The following is a 23,957-nucleotide window of genomic DNA, read 5'->3' as shown; positions in this document are numbered from 1 at the left end:
CCCTTCTCCACCGGGAACTGTCCGAAAGCCCTTCTCCCTGGGGAGAAGGGTTGGGATGAGGGCAGTCTTTGCACGTCGCGCCACATAATTTTTGATGATTTTAAACGATCGCCATTTTCGGTTCGCGCATCATCATCGCGATCGCATCTGACACACCCGCCCCGTAAACCTCACAGGAATTGTTGGGACTTTCGATCAGTTTGACTTTATAAAGCTGTGCGCCAATGTCACGAATGGGATTTTCCAGCAGATCTCGGATGTGAACCGCAATGTTTTCAGCCGTGGGCACGACTTTTTCAAAATAGGGAATATCTTTGTTCAAAAAAGTGTGATCGAATGGTTCAACGACACGATCCTCTATCGCTGTCTCAAATGCTACTAAATCCGCTAACATTCCCGTTTGGGGATCGATTTCACCTTTAATCGTCACTTCTAGATGATAGTTGTGACCATGACCATTCGGACGGGCACACTTGCCATAAATCTCGCAGTTCTTCTCAAAGCTGAGGTCAGGGCGAGCCAGACGATGAGCCGCGCTGAAATGTGTACTGACGGTGAGAAAAGCTTCCATAGAATTTCCTTGGTAATCAGCCCAGAGTTCGGGGTGTTCATAGAGGCGAATGTTGACGATCGGCAGATGAGATTCGAGGCGTTGCCAAATCACCCGTGCGATATTCTCGGTCGTGGGAAGAGCCTGCTGAAAGTCTGCCCACGCCTCGTTGAGAAACGAAAAATCAAGCTGGCTAGTGACTTCTTTTTTGATGACGTGCTTGACATCCGACAAGTTAAGCACCATGCCATATTCGTCTAAGTCACCCAACATCGAGACATAGAGAACATAGTTGTGTCCGTGCCCCATCGGGCGAGCGCAGGCACCAAACCGCTCAACGTTTTCGGCTTCGCTCAGTTGGGGCAGCCAATAGCGATGACTAGCCGAGAATTGAGCACGGCGATCGATGATGCATTTCATAAATTGGTCAGGGAAGATTGTAGGTATTAAGTTTCATAAACTTACACTTTCTTTAGGATACCGAATTGAATCAAAGATTTCAGAGTCGCTGAGTTTTTAGCCAAGCCAGAAATAAGCGATCGCTAAGGTCATCCCTGTCACAGGCAAGCCAAAGCGCAAATGTTCAAAGAACGATAATCGGTATCCCAGTTTAGCGGCAGCTTCAACGGTGATCAGATTAGCAACTGATCCAAAAATGGTTAGATTTCCGGCAAGGGTCGATCCGGCAGATAAGAGCAGCCAGGATTGAGTGTCGTCGTGAGCAATCAAAGGCTGAAGCAGCAGCACCGCAGGGACGTTTGAAACGAGGTTAGAAAGAATTGCCGTGACGCTGAGAAGACCCGCAGAAGACCCGATCGCTCTTGTAAACGGCTCCAACAAGTTTAACTGCTGCGTGGCTTTCGTGAGAATAAACAACCCTGAAAACATCAGCAGCAAGTTCCAATCGACTTCTCGCAAGAGACGATTGGGTTTAATGCGTCGAGTAATCAGCAGCAGACTTGCTGCCATAAGAGCCGATTCAGCGAGGGGTAATCCGACTACAAACGCAATCAGCAATCCTGTCGTGATCACGATCGTCTTCACAAACAACGGTCTATAAATTCGATTGTCCGGTAAAGTAAATCGCTCTTGAGGAAGTGTTGATCTCACGGCTGGATACAACACCCACAACAACGCGATTTGAATCATCAAACCGATCAGCGCGATCGGAGCCAATACCCTAGCAAATTCCAGATACCCAATTCCTGAAAATGACCCAATGAGAATATTTTGTGGATTGCCGCTCAACGTGGCGACCGACCCGATATTGGTCGCGCCCGCCATTGCCAGCAAATAGGGGATCGGATTGAGGCGGAGAGTCTTTGACAAGTTGAGGATCAGAGGTGTCAAGATCAGGGCGATCGTGTCATTCAAAAAAATCGCCGACAGAATTCCACTGCCAAACGTCAACATCACCAGTAACCCAAACGGACTCTGCGTAACGCTCAACAGCCCCATCAACGCAACTCGAAAAAATCCCGAATAAGAAAGACTTGCGTTGACAATCATCATGCTGAATAGAAACACGATCGTTGTGGGATCGATCGCATCCCAAGCATCTTTAAGACTCAAAACCCCCAAAGCAATCACAAAGGCAGAACCGACCAGAGCAATCGTGGCTCGATTCATCCGCAACCCTGGCAGATAGCCCAACGCCAACCCAAAATAAGTGAGAGCGATCGTCACATACTTTAAGAAAATCATCCCTTAGCCTTCTCTCCATACGGTCTGCCTCACTTCTCTTGATAGTTTTCCACACCAGACATCTAGGGCATAATCAAACACAATTAAACCTGAAGGCTAAGGAAACACCTATGAAAGTTCCATTTTACGACTGGTATCGCAACCTCATCCGCAACTCAAAATATCGCTGGGTCATTATTGTCGGCACGCTGCTTTATCTGATCAGCCCGATCGACCTGTTACCCGACTTCATTCCTCTGATCGGACAGATTGATGATGGCATCGTTGTCACCCTGCTGGTTGCCGAATTATCTGGAATGTTGCTCGATCGAGTCAAAGCTCAGAAAAACAAAAATGTAGCGGCAGATACAACGGTGGCATCGGCTGAGACGGTGGATGTGAATGCAACGTCAGTTAGGTAACCTGAACAGTCAATTTGAAAGTGGTTTGTGATTAGCAGAACGTCTGATTATGAGCCACTTTTTAATGTACGATCAAGCGAAAATTTAGACTCATTCAAATGTTACAGAACGTTCTATTGACGAGAGCGTATCTGAGTCGTGTGTTAGGCTTAGTTCAGCAAAGATTATTTTCGGCTGTGTAATTCGTTCTCACAAGCGTTTCTCCGAATCTAACTCGCTACAACTTCTGATTCTGGAGATATTTTATGTCGATTTACGTAGGCAACCTGTCTTATGAAGTCACTCAGGATGACTTAACACAGACATTTGCAGAGTATGGCAGCGTTAAGCGCGTTCAGTTGCCAACAGATCGGGAAACAGGTCGGTTACGCGGATTTGCCTTTGTCGAAATGGGAACCGATGCAGAAGAAACCGCTGCGATCGAAGCATTAGACGGTGCTGAATGGATGGGTCGTGACCTCAAAGTCAATAAAGCAAAGCCCCGTGAAGAAAGAGGTTCGTCAGGTGGCGGTGGCGGCGGCGGCGGTTGGTCAAATCAAAATCGCGGTTCACGCCGTTATTAATTGACAAGAGCCGTTCGCTCTTAACTCTTGAGGGCAGACGAGATAGTCTGCCCTTTTTGTTAGAACATCAAAATCTGCCGTCCTACATTCCTCAAAAAACATGAATACGAAAGAGTTCTTGAGCCGATATGCGGCAGGGCAGAGAGACTTTAGAAATCTTAATCTGATGGCAGCTAATCTGAGAAACATCAATCTCAGCGGCGTTAATCTCAGCGGTGCTAACTTAACAAAGGCAAATCTGACCAGAACTAATTTAAGCCATGCCAACTTGAGCGACGCGATTTTGACAGGAGCGGTCTTAACCCAAACCAATCTGACCAAAGCAAATTTGCTTAACGCTGACTTAAGCCAGACCAGCTTGGCAGATGCAGAGATTGGTCAGGCTCGTGTCAGAACGACGATCGCCGCCGAAGCCGCAAATATGGTTCGTCAAACGCCGACCGTCCCAGATTCGGTTTAGGGGCTATAAGCCTTGGCTGGGGTCAGTCACAAAAGCTTTTCTCACACTACAGTATTGAGAGGCTTGCAGTGCGCTAGCTATGCTTAGTGATAATCTCAGATGACCCTGTAGAGCCAACTTTCACCCAACGCTGCAAGCGTCTGAGACAGCTATCGTAGTGGCAAGCTTGGTGTATGAGAGTCTGGAAGCGTTTGCTCATCATCAACCTGATGTTCGAGATTTAGACTTTAATCAGACGATCGCAATGGGCTTTTGGAAGTTCTTAGGGCGATCATCTCAATATCTGCCATCACCAGTTTAAGCAGATTGTCGAGTTAAATATTCAACAACGATTTGTAGGGACGTTCTCATTAGAGCGTCCCTTTGCGTTTTATAAACTAAACGTTGAATCGGAACAGCATTACATCGCCTTCCTGAACGACATATTCCTTTCCTTCACTGCGAACTAAGCCTTTCTCCTTGGCAGCGCCCATCGATCCAGTGGTGGTTAGATCTTTATAAGCCACAGTCTCAGCGCGAATGAACCCCCGCTCAAAATCAGTATGGATGACCCCTGCCGCTTGAGGAGCCGTCATTCCAGCGTGGATTGTCCAGGCACGGGTTTCTTTCGGTCCAGTCGTGAAGTAGGTTCGCAGCCCCAAAAGCTCATAGGTAGCGCGAATCAGAGATTTTAAGCCGCCTTCTTCAACGCCGAGAGAGGCAAGAAAATCTAACCGATCGTCCTCACTCAGCTCGACTAATTCGGCTTCGACTTGGGCTGAGACGACCACGACTTGAGCTTTTTCCTGCTCTGCCAGGTTTCGCACTTGTTCGACAAAGGCGTTTCCAGTTGCCAAGTCATCTTCTGCTACGTTAGCGGCAAAGATAATCGGCTTGCGGGTGAGCAGCCCTAACGGTTTGAGCAAGAGTTCTTCTTCTTCGGTGAGCGTGACTTGACGAGCAGGCTGACCCGCGTTTAGCACCGGGATGAGTTTTTCTAGAGCAGTCACTTCGACTTGCGCTTCTTTGCTGGTGCGAGACTGTTTGCGGGCACGATCGACGCGTTTTTCAATCTGTCCCAAATCTGCAAGGATCAGTTCTAAGTTAATCACCTCAATGTCGCTGACGGGATCGACCGCCCCAGAGACGTGAATGATATCGTCATCTTCAAAACAGCGCACGACATGGACGATCGCATCCACTTCGCGAATGTTGGCTAAGAATTGGTTGCCCAACCCTTCACCTTTGCTGGCACCTTTGACCAAGCCAGCAATATCGACAAACTCTACGCGGGCAGGCAAAATATCGATCGAGCTAGAAATCGTGGCTAACGCCTTGAGACGCTCATCGGGCACTGAGACGATGCCGACATTTGGCTCGATCGTGCAAAAGGGAAAGTTGGCGGCAGTTGCCTTGGCATTAGCAACAAGCGCATTAAATAAAGTCGATTTTCCAACGTTGGGAAGTCCAACAATCCCGGCTGTTAGCATATTGAGTTATGAAGGTAAGCGAGAAAACGGTTATACGGGTCCTGGGATGGTCTGAGAAATCGGTGCAGGAACAGGTTCGGGCACAGGGCTAGGAATCGGTTCAGGAACGGGACTAGGAATTGGTTCGGGAACGGGATTCGGCACAGGTTGAGGAAACGGAGGTTCGGGAGTGGGGTAGACCATAGAATATCCTAACGAATAATTTGACCTTCCCAACGTAGATGACACCTTTAGATATTTCATCTTCCCAAATGGCGACTCCGTTGCTTGACGTTTTAGAGAATTGCGCTCAAAGCCCAAATGCTGCTTTTTATACGCCTGGACACAAGCGAGGGCAAGGAACACCAGGGATTCTATCCGATTTGTTTGGGGCAGAGGTGTGGCGATCGGATCTCCCAGAATTGCCCGAACTCGATAATTTATTTGCTCCTCAAACGGCGATCAAAGCAGCCCAAGATCTGGCAGCAGAAGCATTTGGTGCTGATCAAACTTGGTTTTTGGTCAACGGCTCAACCTGCGGAATCATCGCCTCAATTTTGGCAGTCTGCGAACCGGGAGACAAAATCATTCTGCCGCGCAACGTGCATCAATCTGCGATTTCAGGGCTGATTTTGTCGGGTGCCGTTCCAATCTTCGTTACTCCTGAGTATGATGCTGACCGACAGATAGCACATAGCGTCACTCCCGAAGCGGTTGAGGAGGCTCTCAAGCAGCATCCAGACAGCAAAGCGGTAATGATGGTCTACCCAACTTATTACGGGGTTTGTGGAAATGTGGGGGCGATCGCTGACCTTGCCCATCAGCACACTATTCCTCTGCTGGTCGATGAAGCGCACGGTGCCCATTTTGCCTTTCACCCTGATTTGCCCGATTCTGCGCTGTCGGCGGGGGTTGATCTGACGGTGCAATCGATTCACAAAACCCTGTCTGCGATGACTCAAGCCGCGATGCTGCACTGCCAAGGTCACCGAATTGATCGCGATCGAGTCAGCAAAGCGCTCCAGCTTGTTCAATCCACAAGCCCAAGCTATCTGCTGTTGGCATCGCTGGATGCGGCGCGTCAGCAAATGGCAACGCAAGGAGCGGCACTGATGGAGCAGACGCTGCGATTGGCGGATCAGGCACGATCGCGCATCAACCAAATCCCCAATCTCTCGACGCTAAACCCTGAGCAGTCTCCTGGATGTTGGGCATTCGATCGCACCCGTCTCACCGTCACCGTTTCTGAGCTAGGGATCGACGGCTTCACCGCAGATGAGATTCTGCACCAAACGCTAGGCGTAACGGCTGAGTTACCGTCCTTGCAGCATTTGACCTTCATCACCAGTTTAGGAAACACTCAAGCAGATATTGATCGCTTAGTGCAAGCTTTCACAATTCTCGCGAAAGAACCCAGACCAGCGATTCCGCAATTCAGACGATTTGAATGTCTTACGCCTCAGTCGCTCCTCACGCCTCGTCAAGCTTTCTTCGCACCTAGCGAAACTCTTCCGATCGCTCAAACTGTCAATCGCATCAGCGCCGAGCTAGTCTGCCCCTATCCTCCTGGAATCCCCGTTTTGCTGCCCGGAGAGCAGATCACAGAGGATGCGATCGCCAATCTGCAACAAATTCTCGCGGCTGGTGGCATGATTAGCGGCTGTGCAGACTCCACTTTAGAAACGCTGCAAGTCATCAAACGCGCCTGAGGATTCCAGCATCGCCGAATCTAGGTAGGAATCGCGGCGTTGCTGAATGCAGATATGAAATGCCCTCCTCACGAAGTGGGGCAAGCCCTCGCCAACCCTTCTCCCTAGGGAGAAGGGAGCCAGAATTCCTGTCCCCTCTCCATTAGGGAGAGGGCTAGGGTGAGGGTAGAATCTGTGCTCCATAGATCGATTCAGCAATGCCGGAATTGCCTCAACTGCCTTTGGCGTAGTTCATCGGCAGATCAATAAGCTCGATCGAGAGATTCGTGAACGACTCTAAAAGACTCATCAACGACTTCCAGAGACTCATCAACGACTTCTAAAGACTCGTGAACAACTCCCAGAGACTCGTGAACAACTTCCAGAGACTCGTGAACGACTCCCAGAAACTCATCAACGACTCTTAGAGACTCAGAAACAACTCACAGAAACTCATGAACGACTCCCAGAAACTCATCAACGACTCTTAGAGACTCTCGAACGACTTCGAGGAGGTGAGTCAGTTACCATTTCATCTCCTCGAAGAATCTCCGTGGAATTTGGGTTACGCTAGGAGCGACTCCCAGGCAGTTGTACCCGCACTCGATGCACAATTCAGCCACGCCAGAATTCCTCGCTGCGTCGTCTGTGAGTGTCAGCTTCGCTCAACCCACGATCGACCCATTGAGAACTAAGCAAAGTCGAAGCCCGATCGAGTGAACCGCGAGTCTATTAACGTGAACTCGACGAATTCGCGTCAGAATTAGGATGAACTCATCACTCTCCATTCCTCCCGCTTATGCCGTCTCCTCTCTGGTCTTACGTGACTCCCGGCATTCCCGACGACTTGTTTGAGAGTTTGCCCGGAATTCCGATGAGTCAGCGAGAAGTTCGGTTATTGCTGCTTTCTCATCTGCGGCTAAAAAGCGATTCGGTGCTATGGGACATCGGCGCAGGGACTGGGACGATTCCCGTTGAGGCAGGCTTACTGTGTCCGGGAGGACGAATAATTGCGATCGAGCGCGATGAAGAAGTCGCCAGTTTGATTCGTCGCAACTGCGATCGCTTTGGAGTCAAAAACGTCGAAATCATTGAGGGCAGTGCCCCAGACTGTCTGAAGGGATTAGCGCCTCGCCCCGATCGGGTTTGCATCGAAGGCGGACGATCGGTGAAAGCCATCCTCAAAGAAGTCTGGCAACACCTGCAACCTCAGGGGCGAGTGGTGGCAACGGCTACCAGTTTAGAAACGCTCTATCAAATTTCAGAGAGTCTTGCCGAGCTTCAAGCCCGTAATATTGAAGTGGTGCAATCTGCCGTCAACCGTCTTGAGACACGCGGCACCAATCAAATTTTTGCGGCAGTCGATCCGATTTTTGTGTTGAGCGGCGAAAAGCTCTGACCCAAAAATCCTTCACCCGCCGCCCGTTCTCCGTTAAAGTGTTGCAAAGCACGGCTTAACTTTCTTAACCTTTGCCTGACGCGATCGAGGGCTGAGAAGACGCATTTCTAAACCGCTCCACTGAGTCATCTTCATCCAACATTAGTGCTATGCCTTGGTCTCGAATCGGTAGTGGAATTGTCGCGATCGCCCTTGCGCTAGGCATGATGTTGCTGGGCGGATGGTACTTTACGGCTGGTTTTTGCATCATTGTCTACTTGGGGCAGATGGAATATTTTCAGCTTGCCCGCGCTAAAGGGTTTGCCCCAGCCGGGAAAACAACGCTGGTAGTGAGTCAAATTCTGTTAGTGGTGTCTAACATTTCGCCCCCGATGGCAGATGCGATTTTTCCCGTCGCCGGGACGTTCATCTGTTTTTATCTGCTGTTTCAGCCCAAATTTGCCACGATCGCCGACATCTCGGCTTCGATCATGGGCTTATTTTACGGCGGCTATCTGCCCAGTTATTGGATTCGTCTGCGATTTTTAGGTCAAGCCGAAGTCAGCAATCTGCCCTTCAACGGCTTTTGGACCACTTCCTGGCAAGGCTTAGATCAGCTTCCGATCGGGCTGACCAATACGCTACTAGCCTTTCTCTGCATTTGGGCAGCGGATATTGGCGCTTACACGATCGGACGCTGGATCGGGCGAACTCGGCTCTCAGACATCAGCCCCAAAAAAACGGTTGAAGGTGCCGTGTTTGGGGTGGCGGCGAGTGTCGCGGTTGCCGTTCTTGGCTCGTGGTATCTCAATTGGTCAGGGTGGCCGATCGCCGGAGTTGCCCTCGGTCTGCTGATCGGCGTTGCCAGTCTGCTGGGCGATTTAACCGAGTCGATGATGAAGCGCGATGCCGGAGTCAAAGATTCGGGACAGCTAATTCCGGGTCATGGGGGAATTCTCGATCGGGCAGACAGCTATGTGTTTACGGCTCCGCTTGTCTATTACTTTGTGACGCTCGTACTGCCGTTATTGCCCAAATAATCAAGAGACCTCTTGCAAAAGTCCCTGCCCCTCACCCTAAATCCCTCTCCCAAACTTGGGAGAGGGACTTTGAAATCTGGCTCCCCTTCTCCCAGCTTGGGAGAAGGGGTTGGGGGATGAGGGCAGCTTCGGACTGCAAGAAGTTTAAGGACTCACCAACAGCTTGGCATGACAGGTAATCTGTCCCAGTTCTAAATTGAGTCGCTCAATCTGGGTATCTGCTCCCAGGTCAAACGTGTAGCCGTTGAGGTCGCTCAAGGGCAAGCAGCGCTTGGCGGTGGCGTGGGGCAGCCACTGAGGATTGACCAGCCTTAGCTCGTGAGGGCTGGCTAACTCAAACCCAGTTCGGATAGCGATCGCCGTTGCATCACCAGTTACTGAAATCAGCGACGCACTTAATGTCACTAAACCCTCATCTAATATGATTTGAAGATGTTGTAAATTCAGCCGGGGATCGGATTCCGACGGCAATTCGCCCAGGTCGCTCGCGCTCAAGAGCGTCAACAAAAACTCGGTTACGCCATTTGCCAGCAAAGGCGCTGTGAGAGACGCGTTCAGGTCAGCTTGTTGCAGCAGAACCGTTCCCTCGACGCGAATCGGTTCTAGCACTCGTAGCGGCTTTCCTCTCAAGACTTGCCCCAAATTGATGCGAATATTTTGCCCAATCACTCGAACCTGGCTCAGGTGCAGCCCTTGATAGACCGCTTTTCGCGCAGAAATTCTGACCTGCGGAATGCAGCCTGACAGAATCTGACGATCGCCCGCTTCAATTTCAACCTCCAGATCTTTGATGTGCTCGACTTGCGATCGTAGCCATAACCCCACAGCCGGGGCTAATCCCTTACGAATCAAACCGTGTTTTGATAAGCGATCGGGCCGACTTTCTCGCGTCTCAGCATCGCTATCCCAGACATCAGACTTAGAAGAATCCATACACACCGGAAATCGGACTTTACAGCAGTCTACAGGAAACGATCGAGTTCCTGATTATTCACCCTGTGCGCTTAAGTCAAGAAAAGGTGACATTTAGATTTCTTTCGGGATCTTTGTACTCTAAACCTTGAATAATTCGATCCCCGACCAAAACAAATGTCATTGTTTTGTGACATTATGATCCCCGAATTGCTTATAACTTCGTTGATCGTCAATAAATTCAACCGTTTCAATCCTTGACCAAAAGATGTCCTTTCTGCAACATTTAGAAGGGCAAGCGATCCCCCATTGTTAACAAAAATAAACTTAAACAATTTCGCTATTCAGAAAGAATCCGTTTGCATGATTGGAGCTTGTTTTTATGGCAACCGAACGTCCTCCGTTAAACGAAATGACTCTTCGGCAACTGCGACGCGTCGCGAGTGAATATGGCGTGTCTCGCTATAGCCGGATGCGAAAAGACCAGCTTTTAGCAGCGATCGAAGTGATCCAACGCAACCGACTCTCAGCCAACCAAACCCGTAAACCTGAGGCACAAGAAGAAGTGGAAGCAGCAAAATTTGATGTTGGACAGAGCGATCTGACTGGTGATGTACTGGCAGCAGTAGACGCAGACCTTGCTGAACTTCCCGAAGGCTATGGTGAAAGCCGCGTCGTGATTATGCCGCGCGATCCCCAGTGGGCATATACCTACTGGGATGTGCCCAACGAGCACAAAGAAGATTTGCGTCGTCAAGGGGGGCAACAGTTAGCGCTGCGCCTCTATGATGTGACCGACATCAGCATCGACTATCAAAGTCCCCACAGCGTTCAAGAATATCCCTGCGATGAGTTGGCGCGGGAATGGTATTTGCCGATCCCCGTCAGCGATCGTGACTACACGGTTGAGATGGGCTATCGATGTGCAGATGGTCGCTGGCTCGTGTTGGCGCGGTCTGCCCCAGTTCGCGTTCCTCCGGTCTACCCGTCTGACTGGGTTGAAGACCACTTCGTCACCGTCTCTTGGGAGGAAGACCTGCGCGGTCAAACCGTTTTGGAATTGGTTCCTCCCAGTCAGCGCATGGCAGCGACGACGACTGCCCTCAATGGCGGCACGGGCAACCCCATCCACGACCAAATCTTTGGCATGGCAGACACCGCCGAGGCACAGCGTATCGCAGGTTCACTTTACGGCTCGATGCAGCAAGCCCCTATTCACGAAGAGGCGATTAGCTCATATGTCTTCCCGTCTGGTGTAGGAATGTGGGCAGTTCCGACGACATCGGGCTTAACGATGTCAGGAGTCGGCATGTCGGGGATCGGCTTCGGCGCGTCGGCACCTCCGATTCGTCCACGTCAGTTTTGGTTAGTCGCGGATGCCGAACTGATTGTTTATGGCGCAACCGAACCCGATGCAACGGTGACGATCGGAGGACAGCCTATTAAGCTCAATCCTGATGGCACCTTCCGGTTTCAGATGTCATTTCAAGACGGAGTGATTGACTACCCAATTATGGCAGTGGCAGTCGATGGCGAACAGACTCGCGAAGTCCATATGAACTTTAAGCGCGAAACTCCTAGCCGTCGCACCAACACTAAAGAGGAAGCCGTTCAAGAATGGCTCGTCTAAGCGTTTCATCCCGATAATCTCCCTAGTTTTCCCTCGATCGCCTGTCGATCGGGGGATTTTTTTCGGACGTACTCACGGTGTAGGGTGAAGGGAGCTACTTTATAGAAACCATGATTACAGAAGAAATCGCCAAGACATTGACTGATTCATTTGGCGCATCGGTTCAGACCTTAGATACTAATTCTTATCAGGTAGAGACTGAATCTTTTCGGCTGTTGGTGTTGCTTTCAGATGATCAGTCTTGGCTAAGAATTTTGGTGCCGATCGCCCCGGTGCAAGAAGCCCAACCCTATCTAGAAGAATTCTTAGAAGCCAACTTCGATACGACTCAAGAAGTTCGCTATGCGCTGCATCAAGACGTGTTGTGGGGAGTCTTTCAGCACGGTTTGGTAGGGTTAACGATCGCTGATTTCACCGCCGCGATTCAACGATTGCTTGCTCTAAATGAATTAGGCATTAACGACGGGTTCAACACCTTTGCTGAAAAGCGAATTCGTCAAATTATTCAAGCTGCAAAACGTCAGGGGCAATCGCTAGAATTGACGATGCAAACCCTCGATCGCTTCTATCAAGAAGGCATGATGGGCGAAATGGAAATGGGAACGCGATCGCGAGAAGAAGTCTTAGCCGCATGGCAACGCCAGTTAGAGCGCCTTTGGTCAGAGGTAGAACCTTGACGAACATGAGAAATTCCACCGAAACGGAAATGAGACGTTCCACCGAAACGTCTCTACGGGGATTGGGTAAATCCACGATCGAGCCACGTTCTAATATTGAACGCGGTACTTGGTAGAAACGTTTCGATGGAACGTCTCCACGCCATCGGGTAAACGCAAGAACTATTGCATGTATAAAATCGACATTAAACAAAAGGGCGATCGCTCTCTTTTGAGAACGATCGCCCCGCTAACGATTCTTAGAAGGGAACATTATATAACGAATGTCCCCAGCGCGCGATTAGTAGTCGAAGTCGCCGCCGCCCATGCCGCCGCCACCCGCAGGTGCGCCGTCTTTAGGCTCAGGCTTGTCAACCACAATGCACTCAGTGGTTAGCACCATGCCCGCGATCGAAGCCGCATTTTGCAACGCAGAACGAGTCACTTTTGCAGGGTCAACAATGCCAGCCTCGAACATATCAACATATTCGTTGGTTGCCGCGTTGAAGCCCACGTTGAACTCTTTCTCACGAACTTTTTCAGCGATGACTGCACCGTTTTGACCTGCGTTTTCAGCGATCCGCTTTAGGGGAGCCGCTAACGCACGTCCGACAATCAGCGCACCTGTGAGTTCTTCACCCTTCAGGTTTTCGTGTGCCCACTTCTCTAATTCGGGAGACAGGTGAGCCAAGGTCGTGCCACCACCCGGAACGATGCCTTCTTCAACGGCGGCTTTGGTTGCGTTGATCGCATCCTCTAGGCGCAGTTTGCGATCCTTCATTTCGGTTTCGGTTGCTGCGCCGACTTTGACGACTGCAACGCCCCCCGCGAGTTTAGCAAGACGCTCTTGCAGCTTTTCTTTGTCGTAAGAAGACTCGGTTTCGTCCATTTGACGACGGATTTGCTCAACGCGAGACTTGACCTGAGACTCGTTGCCTTCAGCCACAATCGTGGTGCTGTCTTTGGTGATCGTGATGCGACGTGCTTGACCCAGCATTTCAAGCTTGACAGCATCAAGCTTGAGACCTGCATCTTCGGTGATCAGTTGTCCACCCGTCAGCACTGCGATGTCTTCAAGCATGGCTTTACGACGATCGCCAAAGCCAGGAGCCTTGACTGCTGCCACGTTGAGAACGCCGCGCAGACGGTTCACAACCAACGTTGCAAGCGCTTCTTTCTCAATATCTTCTGCGATGATCACAAACGGACGACCTGCACGAGCCACTTGCTCTAGCACGGGCACGAGGTCTTGCACCAAGTTGATTTTCTTATCGGTGATCAAGATGTAGGGGGTTTCAAACACCGCTTCCATGCGTTCCATGTCGGTCGCAAAGTAAGGCGAGATGTAGCCTTTGTCAAAGCGCATCCCTTCAGTGATTTCCAGCTCGGTGGTCATCGACTTGCCTTCTTCAAGAGAGATGACTCCCTCTTTGCCGACTTTATCCATCGCGTTGGCGATCATTTGACCGACTTCATCATCGTTACCCGCAGAGATAGCGGCAACTTGCGCGATCGATTTGGAATCTTCAACCGGACGGGCGTGTGCCGCAATCTTTTCGACTAGGAAGCCAATGCCTTTGTCGATGCCGCGCTTGAGGGCGATCGCGTTTGCACCTGCGGCAACGTTTTTTAAACCTTCTTTGACCATCGCGTGAGCCAAGACGGTTGCCGTGGTGGTGCCGTCTCCAGCCGCGTCATTGGTTCTAGATGCCGCTTGACGAATTAGGGCAACGCCAGTGTTTTCGACGTGGTCTTCGAGTTCGATCTCTTTTGCGATCGTCACGCCATCATTGACGATTTGGGGTGCGCCAAACTTCTTCTCTAGCACCACGTTGCGACCTTTAGGACCGAGGGTGACTGCCACCGCTTCAGCCAAAATATCCATGCCGCGCTCTAGAGCACGACGGGCGTTTTCGTTGTAAATAATGCGCTTTGCCATGATGATAATCCAAGGTGTGGGGAAAGGATAAACCGATTGAATTCAGACGTGAGGACTCGACGTGAGACCTACTGAACGATCGCTAAGATGTCTTTCTCAGACAACAAAACATACTCTTCAGAGCCGAGTTTGATGTCGGTGCCTGCATATTTTGAGTAGAGAACTTTGTCACCAATTTTGACTTCTGGGTCTTGACGAGAACCATCGTCGTTGCGCTTGCCAGGTCCGATCGCTGCGATCTCGCCAACTTGGGGCTTTTCTTTTGCGTTGTCGGGCAGAAAGATGCCCCCTGCGGTCTTTTCTTCAGCGGCGCTGACTTTAACAAAGACGCGATCGCCCAAGGGTTGAACTGTGGACACGCTTAGGGATACGGCTGCCATAAAAATTCTCCAAACTATCTAGATGAGGAACAGGAAAAGGATCAGGAAGAAGGATGAGGGAGGAAACCAAAGGGCTGTCACGAATTCTTTTTCGATTTGTCCTGAGAAACTCAATCCTGCTAATCAGTCATGAGCGACAAATCTAATTTGTCCCTCATTCTTCCTTACTGCTTCAGTCTACAAGACTTTGCGCCTGAGTTAGCACTCTCGGCTCCTGAGTGCTAATTTAGCGGAGGTTCGCACTAGATGCAACTTTGTTGGGTGTACGGGTTTCCGAACTGATGTTAATTTTGGTGTTGCTGAATCTGGCTGTGACCCAATGAAGTCGCCCTCACCCTAGCCCTCTCCCGCAGGAGAGGGAACAAGATTTCTAGCGCCCTTCTCCTGCGGGGGAGGGTAATTAATTTTATTCAGCACTGTCCCAGTTTTGTCCAGACTATTGAATTGCGGCAACCAGCTTATCGAGCAACGCATCTCCCTCTCTCGCTAAATAATCTTGAGCGACTCGAATTAGTGCATTCAAATTCTCTGAGTCAGAGCGATCGATGCTATCGAATGCTTTATCTAACGGAGTCTGAAATCGAAAGTATTTTGTCTCGCTTAGAATCTGACGGGCAATGTAGTCTACAGAATCGGCAGAGCCATCAAACAAAACATCAATTAACGGCAACACCCATGCCAAGGCTCCCCACGTTTGGGAGTTTTGCAGACTAATCAAGCGAGTGGGTTCACCCGTGCCAAACGAGGCAACGATGAATTGATCGAGTCCAATTTTGAGCGCGTCGGGCTGAGAGTCATTAATTCTCACCGCCTCAGCGATCGCGCACGCAGTCGGATTATTTGCCACCACACCGCCATCGATCAGCGGCACCCGTCGCCCCTCAATCTCAGTCAAATGAGCCGGAAAATAGACGGGAGCCGATGACGATGCTTTACAAATTTCCCAGATGGGAATGTGATTATATTTTGTGTAGGTGTCGTTTGCGGGGTCATTGGACGTTTTCATCGTTTTAAACACCAATGCCTCGCGACTTTCCAGGTTATAGCTTGTGATCAGCGTCGGCACCTGCAACTCTCCAAATCGCCGATCGCCAAAAACGCCTCTCAACACCGATTCCAATCCTTTTGCATCATAGCGAGGCGCATCAAATCCCTGGCTAAAAAACCGCAACCACCGACTCCACAGTCGGGCAGGTGGGAGCGGAAAATATCTTGAGAGCGATCGCGGTAGAGACTTATGATCGCCTCGGTTCTCATGCCAGATGCCAAGGCGCAAGCGGTCAGTGATCCGGCAGACGTGCCTGCAATCAGATCAAAAAATTGACCGATCGGGGCACCCAGTTTCTGCTCAAGACGGTTTAGCCAAACGGCTGTTACCAAGCCTCGCACTCCACCTCCACTGAGCGCAAGAATTCGATAAGTCTTAGGAGCCACCATGTTATTTTCTCCTGTCTTTCTATCTACCTGAAGTCTACCGCTGCCTTCGCGACTTCGCCTAACTGCAACCCTAGCGGATAAGCTCCTTCTTCTTTAATTTGCTTAATCGCCGCGTCAGAGATTGGCAAATTCATCTTTTTGGAGAGCGATCGCACCACATCTCCCCGATCGATTACGCCTGAGATCGCCCCGGCAGGTGACAACACTGTCACACGAGGAAGCGCTTTCGTTTCCATTAAGTAGATCACATCGACTAAAGACGCTGCTTCTTGAACTGAGGGAATCTCAGACAACGGTTTCACAATGCTGGATAGAGTTTGTGTTTCCCACTGGCTACGCTCGATCGCCTGCAGGGCATCAGCTTCGACCATGCCGCGATAGCGCCCATCGGATGCCGCAAAATAAATTGGGGCACGAGTCGCACTCAGCAAATAATCGTCGGCAAACTGACGCAGCGTTAATTTAGCCTCCACCACTCGAAACTCACGGGTCATCGCGTCGTCAGCTTTGAGGTTGAGAAGAACTTCTTGCAGATCGGTGAGACGATCGTAAGCGGTGGCATTTCGCAAAATAAACCAACCAATTAGCGCCATATAAAGCCCCGTAAAGGTTGGAATCACTCGTCCAAACACGCCCAAAATTCCGAACGCGATCGCTAAACCGCCCAGCGTTTTGCCCGATCTAGCCGCCCAGTGAACGCCTTTTGAGTGACTTCCGGTGATCTTCCAGACGATCGATTTCAAAACCAGTCCACCATCCAGGGGCAACCCCGGAATCAGGTTAAACAGCGTCAAGACTAAATTGATGGCTGCGAGTCGCTGAGTCAGCACCTCCACGGGGCTATTGACCGGGAGAACCACGGTCAGCAGGCTCAACAGGACAAATAGGCTGAGACTGACAAGCGGACCCGCGATCGCGACCTGAAACGCTTTGCCAGGAGTTTTGGGTTCTTGCTCGATCGCTGCAACGCCGCCAAAAAAGAACAGCGTAATCGACTTGACCTGAATGCCCTGTATTTTTGCGACCAAGCTATGACCTAGCTCATGCAGTAGCACGGAGGCAAACAACAGCAATGCCATCAGTAGCCCAGTGCCCCACGCGATCGTCGTTCCCCACTCAGGATGATTTTGCTGAAACACTGAGCCGTCTGACAGGGTAATCAGAGCCAGCACAAAAAACCAAGACGGATCGATTAATAGAGGAATTCCAAATAAGGAACCCGCGCGCCAGCTTGACTGCATGAAAGGTGTCCTAACTCATCGAAGCCCCAAAAATGTAAGGCTCTTCCTCCAGGATAGTTGAGATGGGAGAGGTTAACGGGAAGTTTGGGTTCGGTGCCGCGATTTTTGATGGCGGTTCGTCCGATCGTCACCGCAAATAAACAGCAAAGACTCATCGTTAAGCCCACCAGCGGCGACCATTCGATCGTGCGTGCCATCGCCGCAACCCCCAGTAAAGTAGAGTAGATCAAGGATTTTTCTCCTAGTTCTAAATGAACAAGCACAAATGCTCAGTGATCACAGGCTCTTGAGTTCCGAGGTTTGAAGTTTGAGAGGATTCTGATTTAAAACTTAAACTTACTTAAGATCAACGAATGAGTTTACGAATCAAAATTTGCGGCATCACACAGACAGAGCAGGGACACGCGATCGCTCACCTTGGTGCAACCGCATTGGGGTTTATCTGTGTCGCAAATACGCCTCGCTATGTGTCACCCCAGCAGATTCGCGCCATTGTAGATCGGCTACCGAGAGAGTTGACGACGGGGAAACTCGTCGATCGAGTGGGGGTGTTTCTAAACGCATCGCTGCCAGAAATTTGTGAAACGGTCGCGATCGCCCACCTCAACAGCGTCCAGCTTCACGGCGCTGAGTCACCCGAATTTTGTGACAAACTGCGGAGCGCGCTTCCCGATGTTGAAATCATCAAAGCGTTACGAATTAGGGTTCCTGAAGCATTAAGTCAGGCAGACGTTTATCAAAATTGGGTTGATGCCCTTTTACTTGATGCTTATCATCCCGATCTTCCAGGCGGCACGGGCGAAACGTTGGATTGGTCAAATCTGCAAAGATTCCGCCCCAGTTGTCCCTGGTTTTTAGCAGGCGGACTTAACTCGGACAATATATTGGCTGCGCTACAAATCATCGACCCCGATGGAATTGATCTGTCTAGCGGCGTTGAAAAAGCCCCAGGCGACAAAAACCTGGAGCAAGTTGCAAGGTTATTCGAGCGATTAAACCGTCGCGACAGTTTGTAGTGCCAATTTTATTTTTGAATGCGATCGGTCATGACAAAATCGGGTCGAGACGTTTCGGTGGAACGTCTCGACGACATCGGGTAACCGCGTCATTTTTGAATACGATCGGTTATCGGTAGATCGCAACGTTGGAAAAAAAGACGTTCCGGTGGAACGTCTCTACAGCATTGGGTAAATTCATGATGTTTCGGATGATTTTTACACCGATCGAATAATCATTCTTCTACCAAAAAGAGGGCTGGTGACGAATCAGATTAAGAAACTCTTCACGGGTTTTATGATCTTCTTGAAAAACGCCCACCATCGCACTTGTAACCGTCCAGGAACCTGGCTTTTGCACCCCGCGCATGACCATGCACATGTGACTCGCTTCCATCACAACAGCAACCCCTCTCGGCTCCAAAATCTCTTTCACCGCCTCGGCAATTTGACGAGTTAACCGCTCCTGCACCTGCAAACGGCGCGAATACATCTCGACAATTCGAGCTAGCTTGCTCAACCCCACCACTTTTTGGTTTGGGATGTAGGCAACATGCACTCGACCCATAAACGGCAGCATGTGATGCTCACACAAACTAAACGCATTGATATCGCGAACCAGCACCATCTCGTTGTGCCCTTCATCAAAAATGGCACCATTGACGAGATCTTCTAGCGATGTGTCATAGCCACTGGTCAAGAATCGCATCGCCTCCGCCACTCGTTTTGGCGTTTTGAGCAATCCTTCTCGCTCAGGGTCTTCACCCACGCCCAGCAGCATCGTTCGCACTGCCTCCATCATTTCATCTTGGCTAACTTGAGCAGAACAAGGCACTTTGGCTTCTTGCCCGTTGTGCGTGTTGCGATCGGGTCTCGGCTCCATGCTCTTCGCAGTTTTAGAAGACGAATCAGGCGTGTTAGAACCGTTTGGGGAAGCAATAGTCATAATGAATCCAGATAGTGTGTGAACGAAAGAACAAACCACGCCCATAACCGACTCGCGGCTTAAAAAGCGCCCGCGTTGGGCATTAAAATCAGTTCTTCGACGACGGCTTGATGGGGCACAAGTGTTGCATAGAGAATTGACTGAGCAACCGTTTCGGGAGTCAACATCAGGGAGCGATCGAAGTCAGCGTTTACAGTGTCAGTGTCCCAAATGGGCGTGTTGACCGAGCCAGGAGACACGGTAACTACCCGAACGCCGTTGGCACGCTCCTCTGCCGCCAGCGTTTTTGACAACGCCAATAAACCAAACTTGCTCACGCAATAAGCGCCCCAGTCGGGAAAAGTTTGATGCGCAGCGATCGAGGCAACGTTAATAATCGTCCCGTTCTTTCGCTCACGCATTCCCGGCAACACCCCCTGAATGCACTGCAAAACGCTGGTGACGTTCAAATCCATGACGCGCTGCCAGTCGGTCAACGACATATCCATCAAAGAGCCTGTATAGCCCATGCCAGCATTGTTGACGAGAATCGTAAGCGGACTGAACTCGGACGCGATCGCCTCAATTTGAGGTCGCACAGACTGAACGATCGAGAGGTCGATCGGATAGGTCTGCACCTTGACACCAAACTGACGTGCAGTGTCTGCTACGGCTTCTAGCTGAGGTTGAGAGCGGCTCACCAGTGCCAGATGAATTCCAGCTTCAGCAAACGCGAGGGCAGTTGCTTTGCCAATTCCGCTGCTCGCGCCCGTGATTAAAGCGCGTCGTTCTAAATTGAGGGTCATGCAATATTCGGTTAACTCAAAGGTGAGCAGGCGTTCCAGACATCAGCCGCTAATTTCAGACAACCAGTTTACGGAGGAGGCGCAAACCATTGCATGAATCGGGATACGGGAGCACCACAAGACACGAGATATGAACAAAAAACTTTCCGGGCGTTACTCAAGACTGCATTTCTACAGCTATTTGAAAAACTCAGTTGCCACCTCGATCATAATCCGCAATAGCGCTAAACCGTTAGTTCTAGTGAAGACCGATGAACCTAGGGAATTGTAAACAATTATTACGCTTAGATATAGTAACGCAAAAAGAAAGTTTTCTCTCAGCGTCACTCTGTTACTAAGCGGTCACTTCGGCAAACACGCCAATGCTGCGGAACTTTTGATAGCGAAGCTCGCGACGCTGTTGACCCGTCATCTGATCCAACTCGCTCAGATTTCTGAGAAGCGCTTTTTTGAGAATTTCAGCCGCTTTTAGGGGGTCAGAATGGGCACCTCCGATCGGTTCGGTGAGCAGTTCGTCGAGAATTCCTAAGCCTTTCAAGTCGGCAGCGGTGATTTTTAGCGCTTCAGCCGCTTGATGAGCTTTTGACATATCGCGCCAGAGAATCGCAGCACAGGCTTCAGGCGTGGCAACTGTATAGACTGAATGTTCAAACATCATCAAGCGATCGCCCACCCCAATCCCCAACGCTCCGCCAGAGCCGCCTTCGCCAATCACCGTGCAGATAATCGGCACATCAAGCCGAAACATTTCTCGCAGGTTGTAAGCGATCGCTTCGCCTTGTCCAAGTTCTTCGGCACTCAGCCCTGCATAGGCTCCAGGGGTGTCGATAAACGTCAAGATAGGCATTGAGAAGCGGTTGGCGTGTTCCATCAGCCGCATCGCTTTTCGGTATCCGCTTGGCGATGCCATGCCAAAGTTGCGCGTAATGTTGTCTTTGGTGTCGCGCCCCTTTTGTTGCCCCAACATCATCACAGGTCGCCCGTCAAGACGAGCTACGCCGCCTACGACAGCGGGATCATCATAGCCGCCGCGATCGCCGTGCAGCTCCATCCATTCGTCGCTGATGGCTTGGATATAGTCAAACGTGCTGGGTCGTCGAGGATGCCTTGCCACCTGCAATCGCTGGGCTGCCGATAAACTGCTAAAAATCTCTTGACGAAGCTGCACAGCCTTAGCCTCAAGGTGACGAATCTGCTCCGTCACATCTACGTCATTTTCTTCCGCAAGTTCACGAATTTGACCGATGCGAGATTCTAGCTCTGCGAGAGGCTTTTCAAAATCGAGGAGAATGGGTTTGCGATCGAGGGTCGGCATAGCTGAGAATCGCTTTGTGGGGGGTGAATAGAGTTGGGCTGCTCAACAAAAGCGTGAAGGTCTCTAGTATCGCACTCAGGGAAGGGCGTTTTTCGTGCGAAGAGCGGTTAAGCTTCAGCCTACCGATAAACTCAGGAAGATCACAGCCCAATTTTTAATTTAGCTGGTTTTGGAACGGGCAAATTAATTCTAGAAAGGGTAAAGCGATCGGATGAAATCGTAGACGATCGCATTGTTTCTAGACCCAGACTTGGCGTTGCTGTTTTATCAGACACGAAACAAAGTGTTCCTTGATAGCGATCGCCCAGCCACTGAATCAACTCAGCAATTTTGGGCGGCGCGTAAGGATTGGGATAATTTTGTGGTAGAAAACCCGATCGCCCATTAATCACAGGAACACTCGATTTCATGCCAATCCACATCGCAGTCGTGAGACACACTTTAATCAGTAGCGATCGTTCACAACTAATTGCGTTTGCTTGAAAGCGCAAACAGTAGACAGAGAATCCCGTTAATAGACTGAATATTATCCCGATAAATAGCTGATGCTCCCACGGCATTGGCAGGTCTTCAGGAATTTCAGGTCGGAGAAAATCCCACAGAGTTCCGGCAGGAGGAAAAAACCAGGAAGACAAGCGAGGCAGCATTGTTGCCACTTCTGCAAACGAGCGAACTCCGAAAGTATGACTAACTTTTAGATACGGCAAAAATAGTAAAACTGCGAATAATAACCACACTAAAAAAGTGCCTAAACAAGCCTTCCAATATTGTTTAACGAACTTGAATAAGCGAAGTCTTGAAAACGGGTCAAAGTAAAGGCTGACCGGAATCATTATCAACACGCTGAATAGGAATAGCCAGCCTAAATAAATTCCTGAAAGCACCTGTAGGTAAATGAATAGAGAAAATAGTCCAAGTGATCGGATCATCGGGCGGCGAAAAAAATTCCATAGAAACAGAAACGCGATCGAAGTCCAAAACTGCACGAGTAACTGTTCGTGGTTAAGCTGTCCGATTCTGGGCATCCCAAAAGCGAAGACAAAGCCGCCCAATGCCGAGAGAATTGGATTTACTTTTAACTGACGTAACAGAAAAACTAGAGAGAAAAAATTCAGAATCGTAACGGCGATCGTCCAAACTTGAAAGGATGTCTCAGGGGAATTAAAGAGTCTAAATAGCCAGTAGAGCGGACTGGTTCCTAGCAGATTTTCTGTCAGCGCGATCGTATTTTTTAGGGGATAGAAAAAGGTCGCTGACCAAAAATCTTTTGGGTAATTTGGGTTAAAAATAAACTGAAAAGAATGCTCTAAAATGTAATTATTTAATCGGCTGTCGGCAGGATAGCTTTGCATTCTAGAAAACCCACTAAAAATCGTGGGATGGAACATAGCTAGAGTTCCGATCGAGCAAACAATTAAATAAAAACCAGCAGAAAGTAGGAAGCTGAAGTTCATTACAGGTAAAACCCGATCAGCAATCTAATATAGCCCACCAGTCTACAGAGAGCCGCAAAAATGAAAACAGATGGATCTACTCACCCGTTTGCGTGACTAATGCCCGTTCATCGTGATTTTTTCTTTATTGACCTGATAGTTTTCAGTAATTCGTCGTTCGGGGTCAACACCGCTAAAGGTGGGCGGAAGCCAGACGCGCACGATGAGCAACACTGCCATCACTAGCAAAAACGCACAGGTCGCCAATACTTGAGTCCATTCGACTTCTAAGACTCCACGCACGATCACTTCTCGCAACACAGAGACGATCGCTACTTCGACCGCAACACCGATCGAGACTCGCTGTTCTTGCAGATAAATAATCAGCAGTCGAAATAGCTCAACCAAAATCAGCGAAAACAAAATGTCTGCGGTGACTTCTCGAAAGTTGAGAGGAGGCAGCAGAGAAATAAACATCTCTCTAAGCTGAATCACCATGACGCAAAACAGTCCGATGCACAGCGAGATGACAATTCCATCCTGAACGGTTTCTAACGCTCGAACCAGATGGCTCCGGTTCAGCGTCTTGATCCAGGAAGGTGATGAATTTGAATTCTGCATAAGAGAAAAGTCTCGATCTCTGGACATCTCTATTTAACGATGAGATCAACTTATTGCACAAGACCTAAGTCATCAGTCTATTTGATAGTTTCTATCGACAGAGAGTATTTATGACTGATTAATATCTTCTTCGCCTCGAAGATGCCCTGACCTAAACAACCGCGATTTGCACCCATTTGATTTTTGAACGCGACCAGATCGTCGATCGTCGCAAAATTGCTGTAGAGACGTTTCGGTGAACCGTCTCCACGCCATCGGGTAACCGCACAATTTTTGAATGCGATCCATCATCGGTCATGGCAAAATCGGCAAGACGTTCCACCGGAACGTCTCTACAGCGTTGGGTAGATTTGTTATTTGCCGTATTCAAAATGAAATTGGCATGATGCTCTTGGCGTAGATTGAATATAAAAATGGGGCAGACATTTTTGCCCA

The 23,957-nt window shown here is 49.8% G+C and carries 25 protein-coding genes and 1 pseudogene; 10 read left to right on the top strand and 16 right to left on the bottom strand.

Going from position 1 to position 23,957, the window contains the following annotated elements; all coding sequences use genetic code 11:
- Nucleotides 1–100 precede the first annotated feature (100 nt).
- Together A8707_RS09465 and A8707_RS09460 are read right to left on the bottom strand one after the other, a co-directional pair.
- Entirely contained in the window at nucleotides 101–970 is an 870-nt protein-coding gene (locus A8707_RS09465; protein ID WP_068816570.1) for a 6-carboxytetrahydropterin synthase, read from the bottom strand.
- 96 nt (nucleotides 971–1,066) lie between these two features.
- Nucleotides 1,067–2,254, bottom strand: coding sequence for an anion transporter (locus A8707_RS09460; protein ID WP_068816569.1), 1,188 nt, complete (start codon nucleotides 2,252–2,254; stop codon nucleotides 1,067–1,069).
- 110 nt (nucleotides 2,255–2,364) lie between these two features.
- On the opposite strand from A8707_RS09460, the gene A8707_RS09455 reads away from it, so the two are divergent.
- The 4 genes from A8707_RS09455 (at nucleotide 2,365) to A8707_RS28010 (ending at nucleotide 3,979) form a co-directional block, all read left to right on the top strand.
- On the top strand, nucleotides 2,365–2,655 hold the full coding sequence (locus A8707_RS09455; protein WP_068816568.1) for a YkvA family protein: 291 nt from the start codon (nucleotides 2,365–2,367) through the stop codon (nucleotides 2,653–2,655).
- A gap of 245 nt (nucleotides 2,656–2,900) precedes the next feature.
- Nucleotides 2,901–3,218, top strand: a complete 318-nt coding sequence (locus A8707_RS09450; protein ID WP_068816567.1) for an RNA recognition motif domain-containing protein — start codon at nucleotides 2,901–2,903, stop codon at nucleotides 3,216–3,218.
- Nucleotides 3,219–3,318: 100 nt separating this feature from the next.
- The gene (locus A8707_RS09445) at nucleotides 3,319–3,678 is read left to right on the top strand and encodes a pentapeptide repeat-containing protein (protein WP_068816566.1); all 360 of its coding nucleotides are present in this window, start codon (nucleotides 3,319–3,321) and stop codon (nucleotides 3,676–3,678) included.
- A gap of 157 nt (nucleotides 3,679–3,835) precedes the next feature.
- Complete coding sequence (locus A8707_RS28010; RefSeq protein ID WP_156518467.1) at nucleotides 3,836–3,979, top strand: hypothetical protein; 144 nt, start codon at nucleotides 3,836–3,838, stop codon at nucleotides 3,977–3,979.
- Nucleotides 3,980–4,055: 76 nt separating this feature from the next.
- Here A8707_RS28010 and ychF read toward each other — a convergent pair whose 3' ends face one another.
- Both ychF and A8707_RS29020 read right to left on the bottom strand, forming a co-directional pair.
- On the bottom strand, nucleotides 4,056–5,147 hold the full coding sequence (gene ychF, locus A8707_RS09440) for a redox-regulated ATPase YchF (RefSeq protein ID WP_068816565.1): 1,092 nt from the start codon (nucleotides 5,145–5,147) through the stop codon (nucleotides 4,056–4,058).
- A gap of 30 nt (nucleotides 5,148–5,177) precedes the next feature.
- Nucleotides 5,178–5,330 (bottom strand): hypothetical protein, encoded by a 153-nt coding sequence (locus A8707_RS29020; protein ID WP_197484708.1) that lies wholly within the window; start codon nucleotides 5,328–5,330, stop codon nucleotides 5,178–5,180.
- 38 nt (nucleotides 5,331–5,368) lie between these two features.
- Here A8707_RS29020 and A8707_RS09435 point away from each other — a divergent pair, with 38 nt between their 5' ends.
- From A8707_RS09435 to A8707_RS09425, 3 genes are all read left to right on the top strand, one after another.
- Nucleotides 5,369–6,835: an aminotransferase class I/II-fold pyridoxal phosphate-dependent enzyme gene (locus A8707_RS09435; RefSeq protein ID WP_082906301.1), complete on the top strand. Its 1,467-nt coding sequence runs from the start codon at nucleotides 5,369–5,371 to the stop codon at nucleotides 6,833–6,835.
- A gap of 778 nt (nucleotides 6,836–7,613) precedes the next feature.
- Nucleotides 7,614–8,213: a precorrin-6Y C5,15-methyltransferase subunit CbiT gene (gene cbiT, locus A8707_RS09430; RefSeq protein ID WP_068816563.1), complete on the top strand. Its 600-nt coding sequence runs from the start codon at nucleotides 7,614–7,616 to the stop codon at nucleotides 8,211–8,213.
- A gap of 149 nt (nucleotides 8,214–8,362) precedes the next feature.
- On the top strand, nucleotides 8,363–9,232 hold the full coding sequence (locus tag A8707_RS09425; protein ID WP_068816562.1) for a phosphatidate cytidylyltransferase: 870 nt from the start codon (nucleotides 8,363–8,365) through the stop codon (nucleotides 9,230–9,232).
- A 144-nt stretch (nucleotides 9,233–9,376) separates the two neighbouring features.
- Here A8707_RS09425 and A8707_RS09420 read toward each other — a convergent pair whose 3' ends face one another.
- A complete protein-coding gene (locus tag A8707_RS09420; RefSeq protein WP_082906300.1) occupies nucleotides 9,377–10,165 on the bottom strand; it encodes an LmeA family phospholipid-binding protein in 789 nt (262 codons plus the stop codon).
- A gap of 361 nt (nucleotides 10,166–10,526) precedes the next feature.
- On the opposite strand from A8707_RS09420, the gene A8707_RS09415 reads away from it, so the two are divergent.
- Nucleotides 10,527–11,774: a DUF4912 domain-containing protein gene (locus A8707_RS09415; RefSeq protein WP_068816561.1), complete on the top strand. Its 1,248-nt coding sequence runs from the start codon at nucleotides 10,527–10,529 to the stop codon at nucleotides 11,772–11,774.
- 110 nt (nucleotides 11,775–11,884) lie between these two features.
- Entirely contained in the window at nucleotides 11,885–12,451 is a 567-nt protein-coding gene (locus A8707_RS09410) for a hypothetical protein (RefSeq protein ID WP_068816560.1), read from the top strand.
- A 280-nt stretch (nucleotides 12,452–12,731) separates the two neighbouring features.
- Here A8707_RS09410 and groL read toward each other — a convergent pair whose 3' ends face one another.
- The 5 genes and pseudogenes from groL to A8707_RS09380 form a co-directional block, all read right to left on the bottom strand.
- Nucleotides 12,732–14,369, bottom strand: coding sequence for a chaperonin GroEL (groL, locus tag A8707_RS09405; protein WP_068816559.1), 1,638 nt, complete (start codon nucleotides 14,367–14,369; stop codon nucleotides 12,732–12,734).
- Between the two features lie 68 nt (nucleotides 14,370–14,437).
- The gene (gene groES / locus A8707_RS09400) at nucleotides 14,438–14,749 is read right to left on the bottom strand and encodes a co-chaperone GroES (RefSeq protein ID WP_068816558.1); all 312 of its coding nucleotides are present in this window, start codon (nucleotides 14,747–14,749) and stop codon (nucleotides 14,438–14,440) included.
- 436 nt (nucleotides 14,750–15,185) lie between these two features.
- Nucleotides 15,186–16,186 (bottom strand): annotated as a pseudogene (locus tag A8707_RS09395) (patatin-like phospholipase family protein).
- Nucleotides 16,187–16,209: 23 nt separating this feature from the next.
- Nucleotides 16,210–17,427 carry a site-2 protease family protein gene (locus A8707_RS09385; RefSeq protein ID WP_068816555.1) on the bottom strand — a complete coding sequence of 406 codons (1,218 nt, stop codon included), beginning with the start codon at nucleotides 17,425–17,427 and terminating at the stop codon, nucleotides 16,210–16,212.
- Nucleotides 17,379–17,657: a photosystem I reaction center subunit PsaK gene (locus A8707_RS09380; protein ID WP_156518465.1), complete on the bottom strand. Its 279-nt coding sequence runs from the start codon at nucleotides 17,655–17,657 to the stop codon at nucleotides 17,379–17,381. Before A8707_RS09380 ends, A8707_RS09385 begins: the two co-directional genes overlap by 49 nt.
- Nucleotides 17,658–17,780: 123 nt before the next feature.
- Here A8707_RS09380 and A8707_RS09375 point away from each other — a divergent pair, with 123 nt between their 5' ends.
- Complete coding sequence (locus A8707_RS09375) at nucleotides 17,781–18,443, top strand: phosphoribosylanthranilate isomerase (RefSeq protein ID WP_068816553.1); 663 nt, start codon at nucleotides 17,781–17,783, stop codon at nucleotides 18,441–18,443.
- Between the two features lie 223 nt (nucleotides 18,444–18,666).
- Here A8707_RS09375 and folE read toward each other — a convergent pair whose 3' ends face one another.
- From folE to A8707_RS28005, 6 genes are all read right to left on the bottom strand, one after another.
- The gene (gene folE / locus A8707_RS09370) at nucleotides 18,667–19,368 is read right to left on the bottom strand and encodes a GTP cyclohydrolase I FolE (RefSeq protein WP_068816552.1); all 702 of its coding nucleotides are present in this window, start codon (nucleotides 19,366–19,368) and stop codon (nucleotides 18,667–18,669) included.
- A 59-nt stretch (nucleotides 19,369–19,427) separates the two neighbouring features.
- Complete coding sequence (locus A8707_RS09365) at nucleotides 19,428–20,153, bottom strand: SDR family oxidoreductase (RefSeq protein WP_068816551.1); 726 nt, start codon at nucleotides 20,151–20,153, stop codon at nucleotides 19,428–19,430.
- Nucleotides 20,154–20,487: 334 nt separating this feature from the next.
- Complete coding sequence (locus A8707_RS09360; protein WP_068816550.1) at nucleotides 20,488–21,468, bottom strand: acetyl-CoA carboxylase carboxyltransferase subunit alpha; 981 nt, start codon at nucleotides 21,466–21,468, stop codon at nucleotides 20,488–20,490.
- Between the two features lie 140 nt (nucleotides 21,469–21,608).
- On the bottom strand, nucleotides 21,609–22,820 hold the full coding sequence (locus A8707_RS09355) for a hypothetical protein (protein WP_231947996.1): 1,212 nt from the start codon (nucleotides 22,818–22,820) through the stop codon (nucleotides 21,609–21,611).
- Nucleotides 22,821–23,018: 198 nt separating this feature from the next.
- Nucleotides 23,019–23,522, bottom strand: a complete 504-nt coding sequence (locus A8707_RS09350; protein ID WP_068816548.1) for a phosphate-starvation-inducible PsiE family protein — start codon at nucleotides 23,520–23,522, stop codon at nucleotides 23,019–23,021.
- A gap of 151 nt (nucleotides 23,523–23,673) precedes the next feature.
- Complete coding sequence (locus tag A8707_RS28005; RefSeq protein ID WP_156518463.1) at nucleotides 23,674–23,892, bottom strand: hypothetical protein; 219 nt, start codon at nucleotides 23,890–23,892, stop codon at nucleotides 23,674–23,676.
- Nucleotides 23,893–23,957 lie beyond the last annotated feature (65 nt).

It is taken from the genome of Phormidesmis priestleyi BC1401, assembly GCF_001650195.1.
In the GTDB taxonomy this organism is placed as follows: domain Bacteria; phylum Cyanobacteriota; class Cyanobacteriia; order Leptolyngbyales; family Leptolyngbyaceae; genus Phormidesmis_A; species Phormidesmis_A priestleyi_B.
The sequence above is the reverse complement of the archived record's forward strand: the minus strand, read 5'-3'. Positions and strand labels throughout refer to the sequence as shown.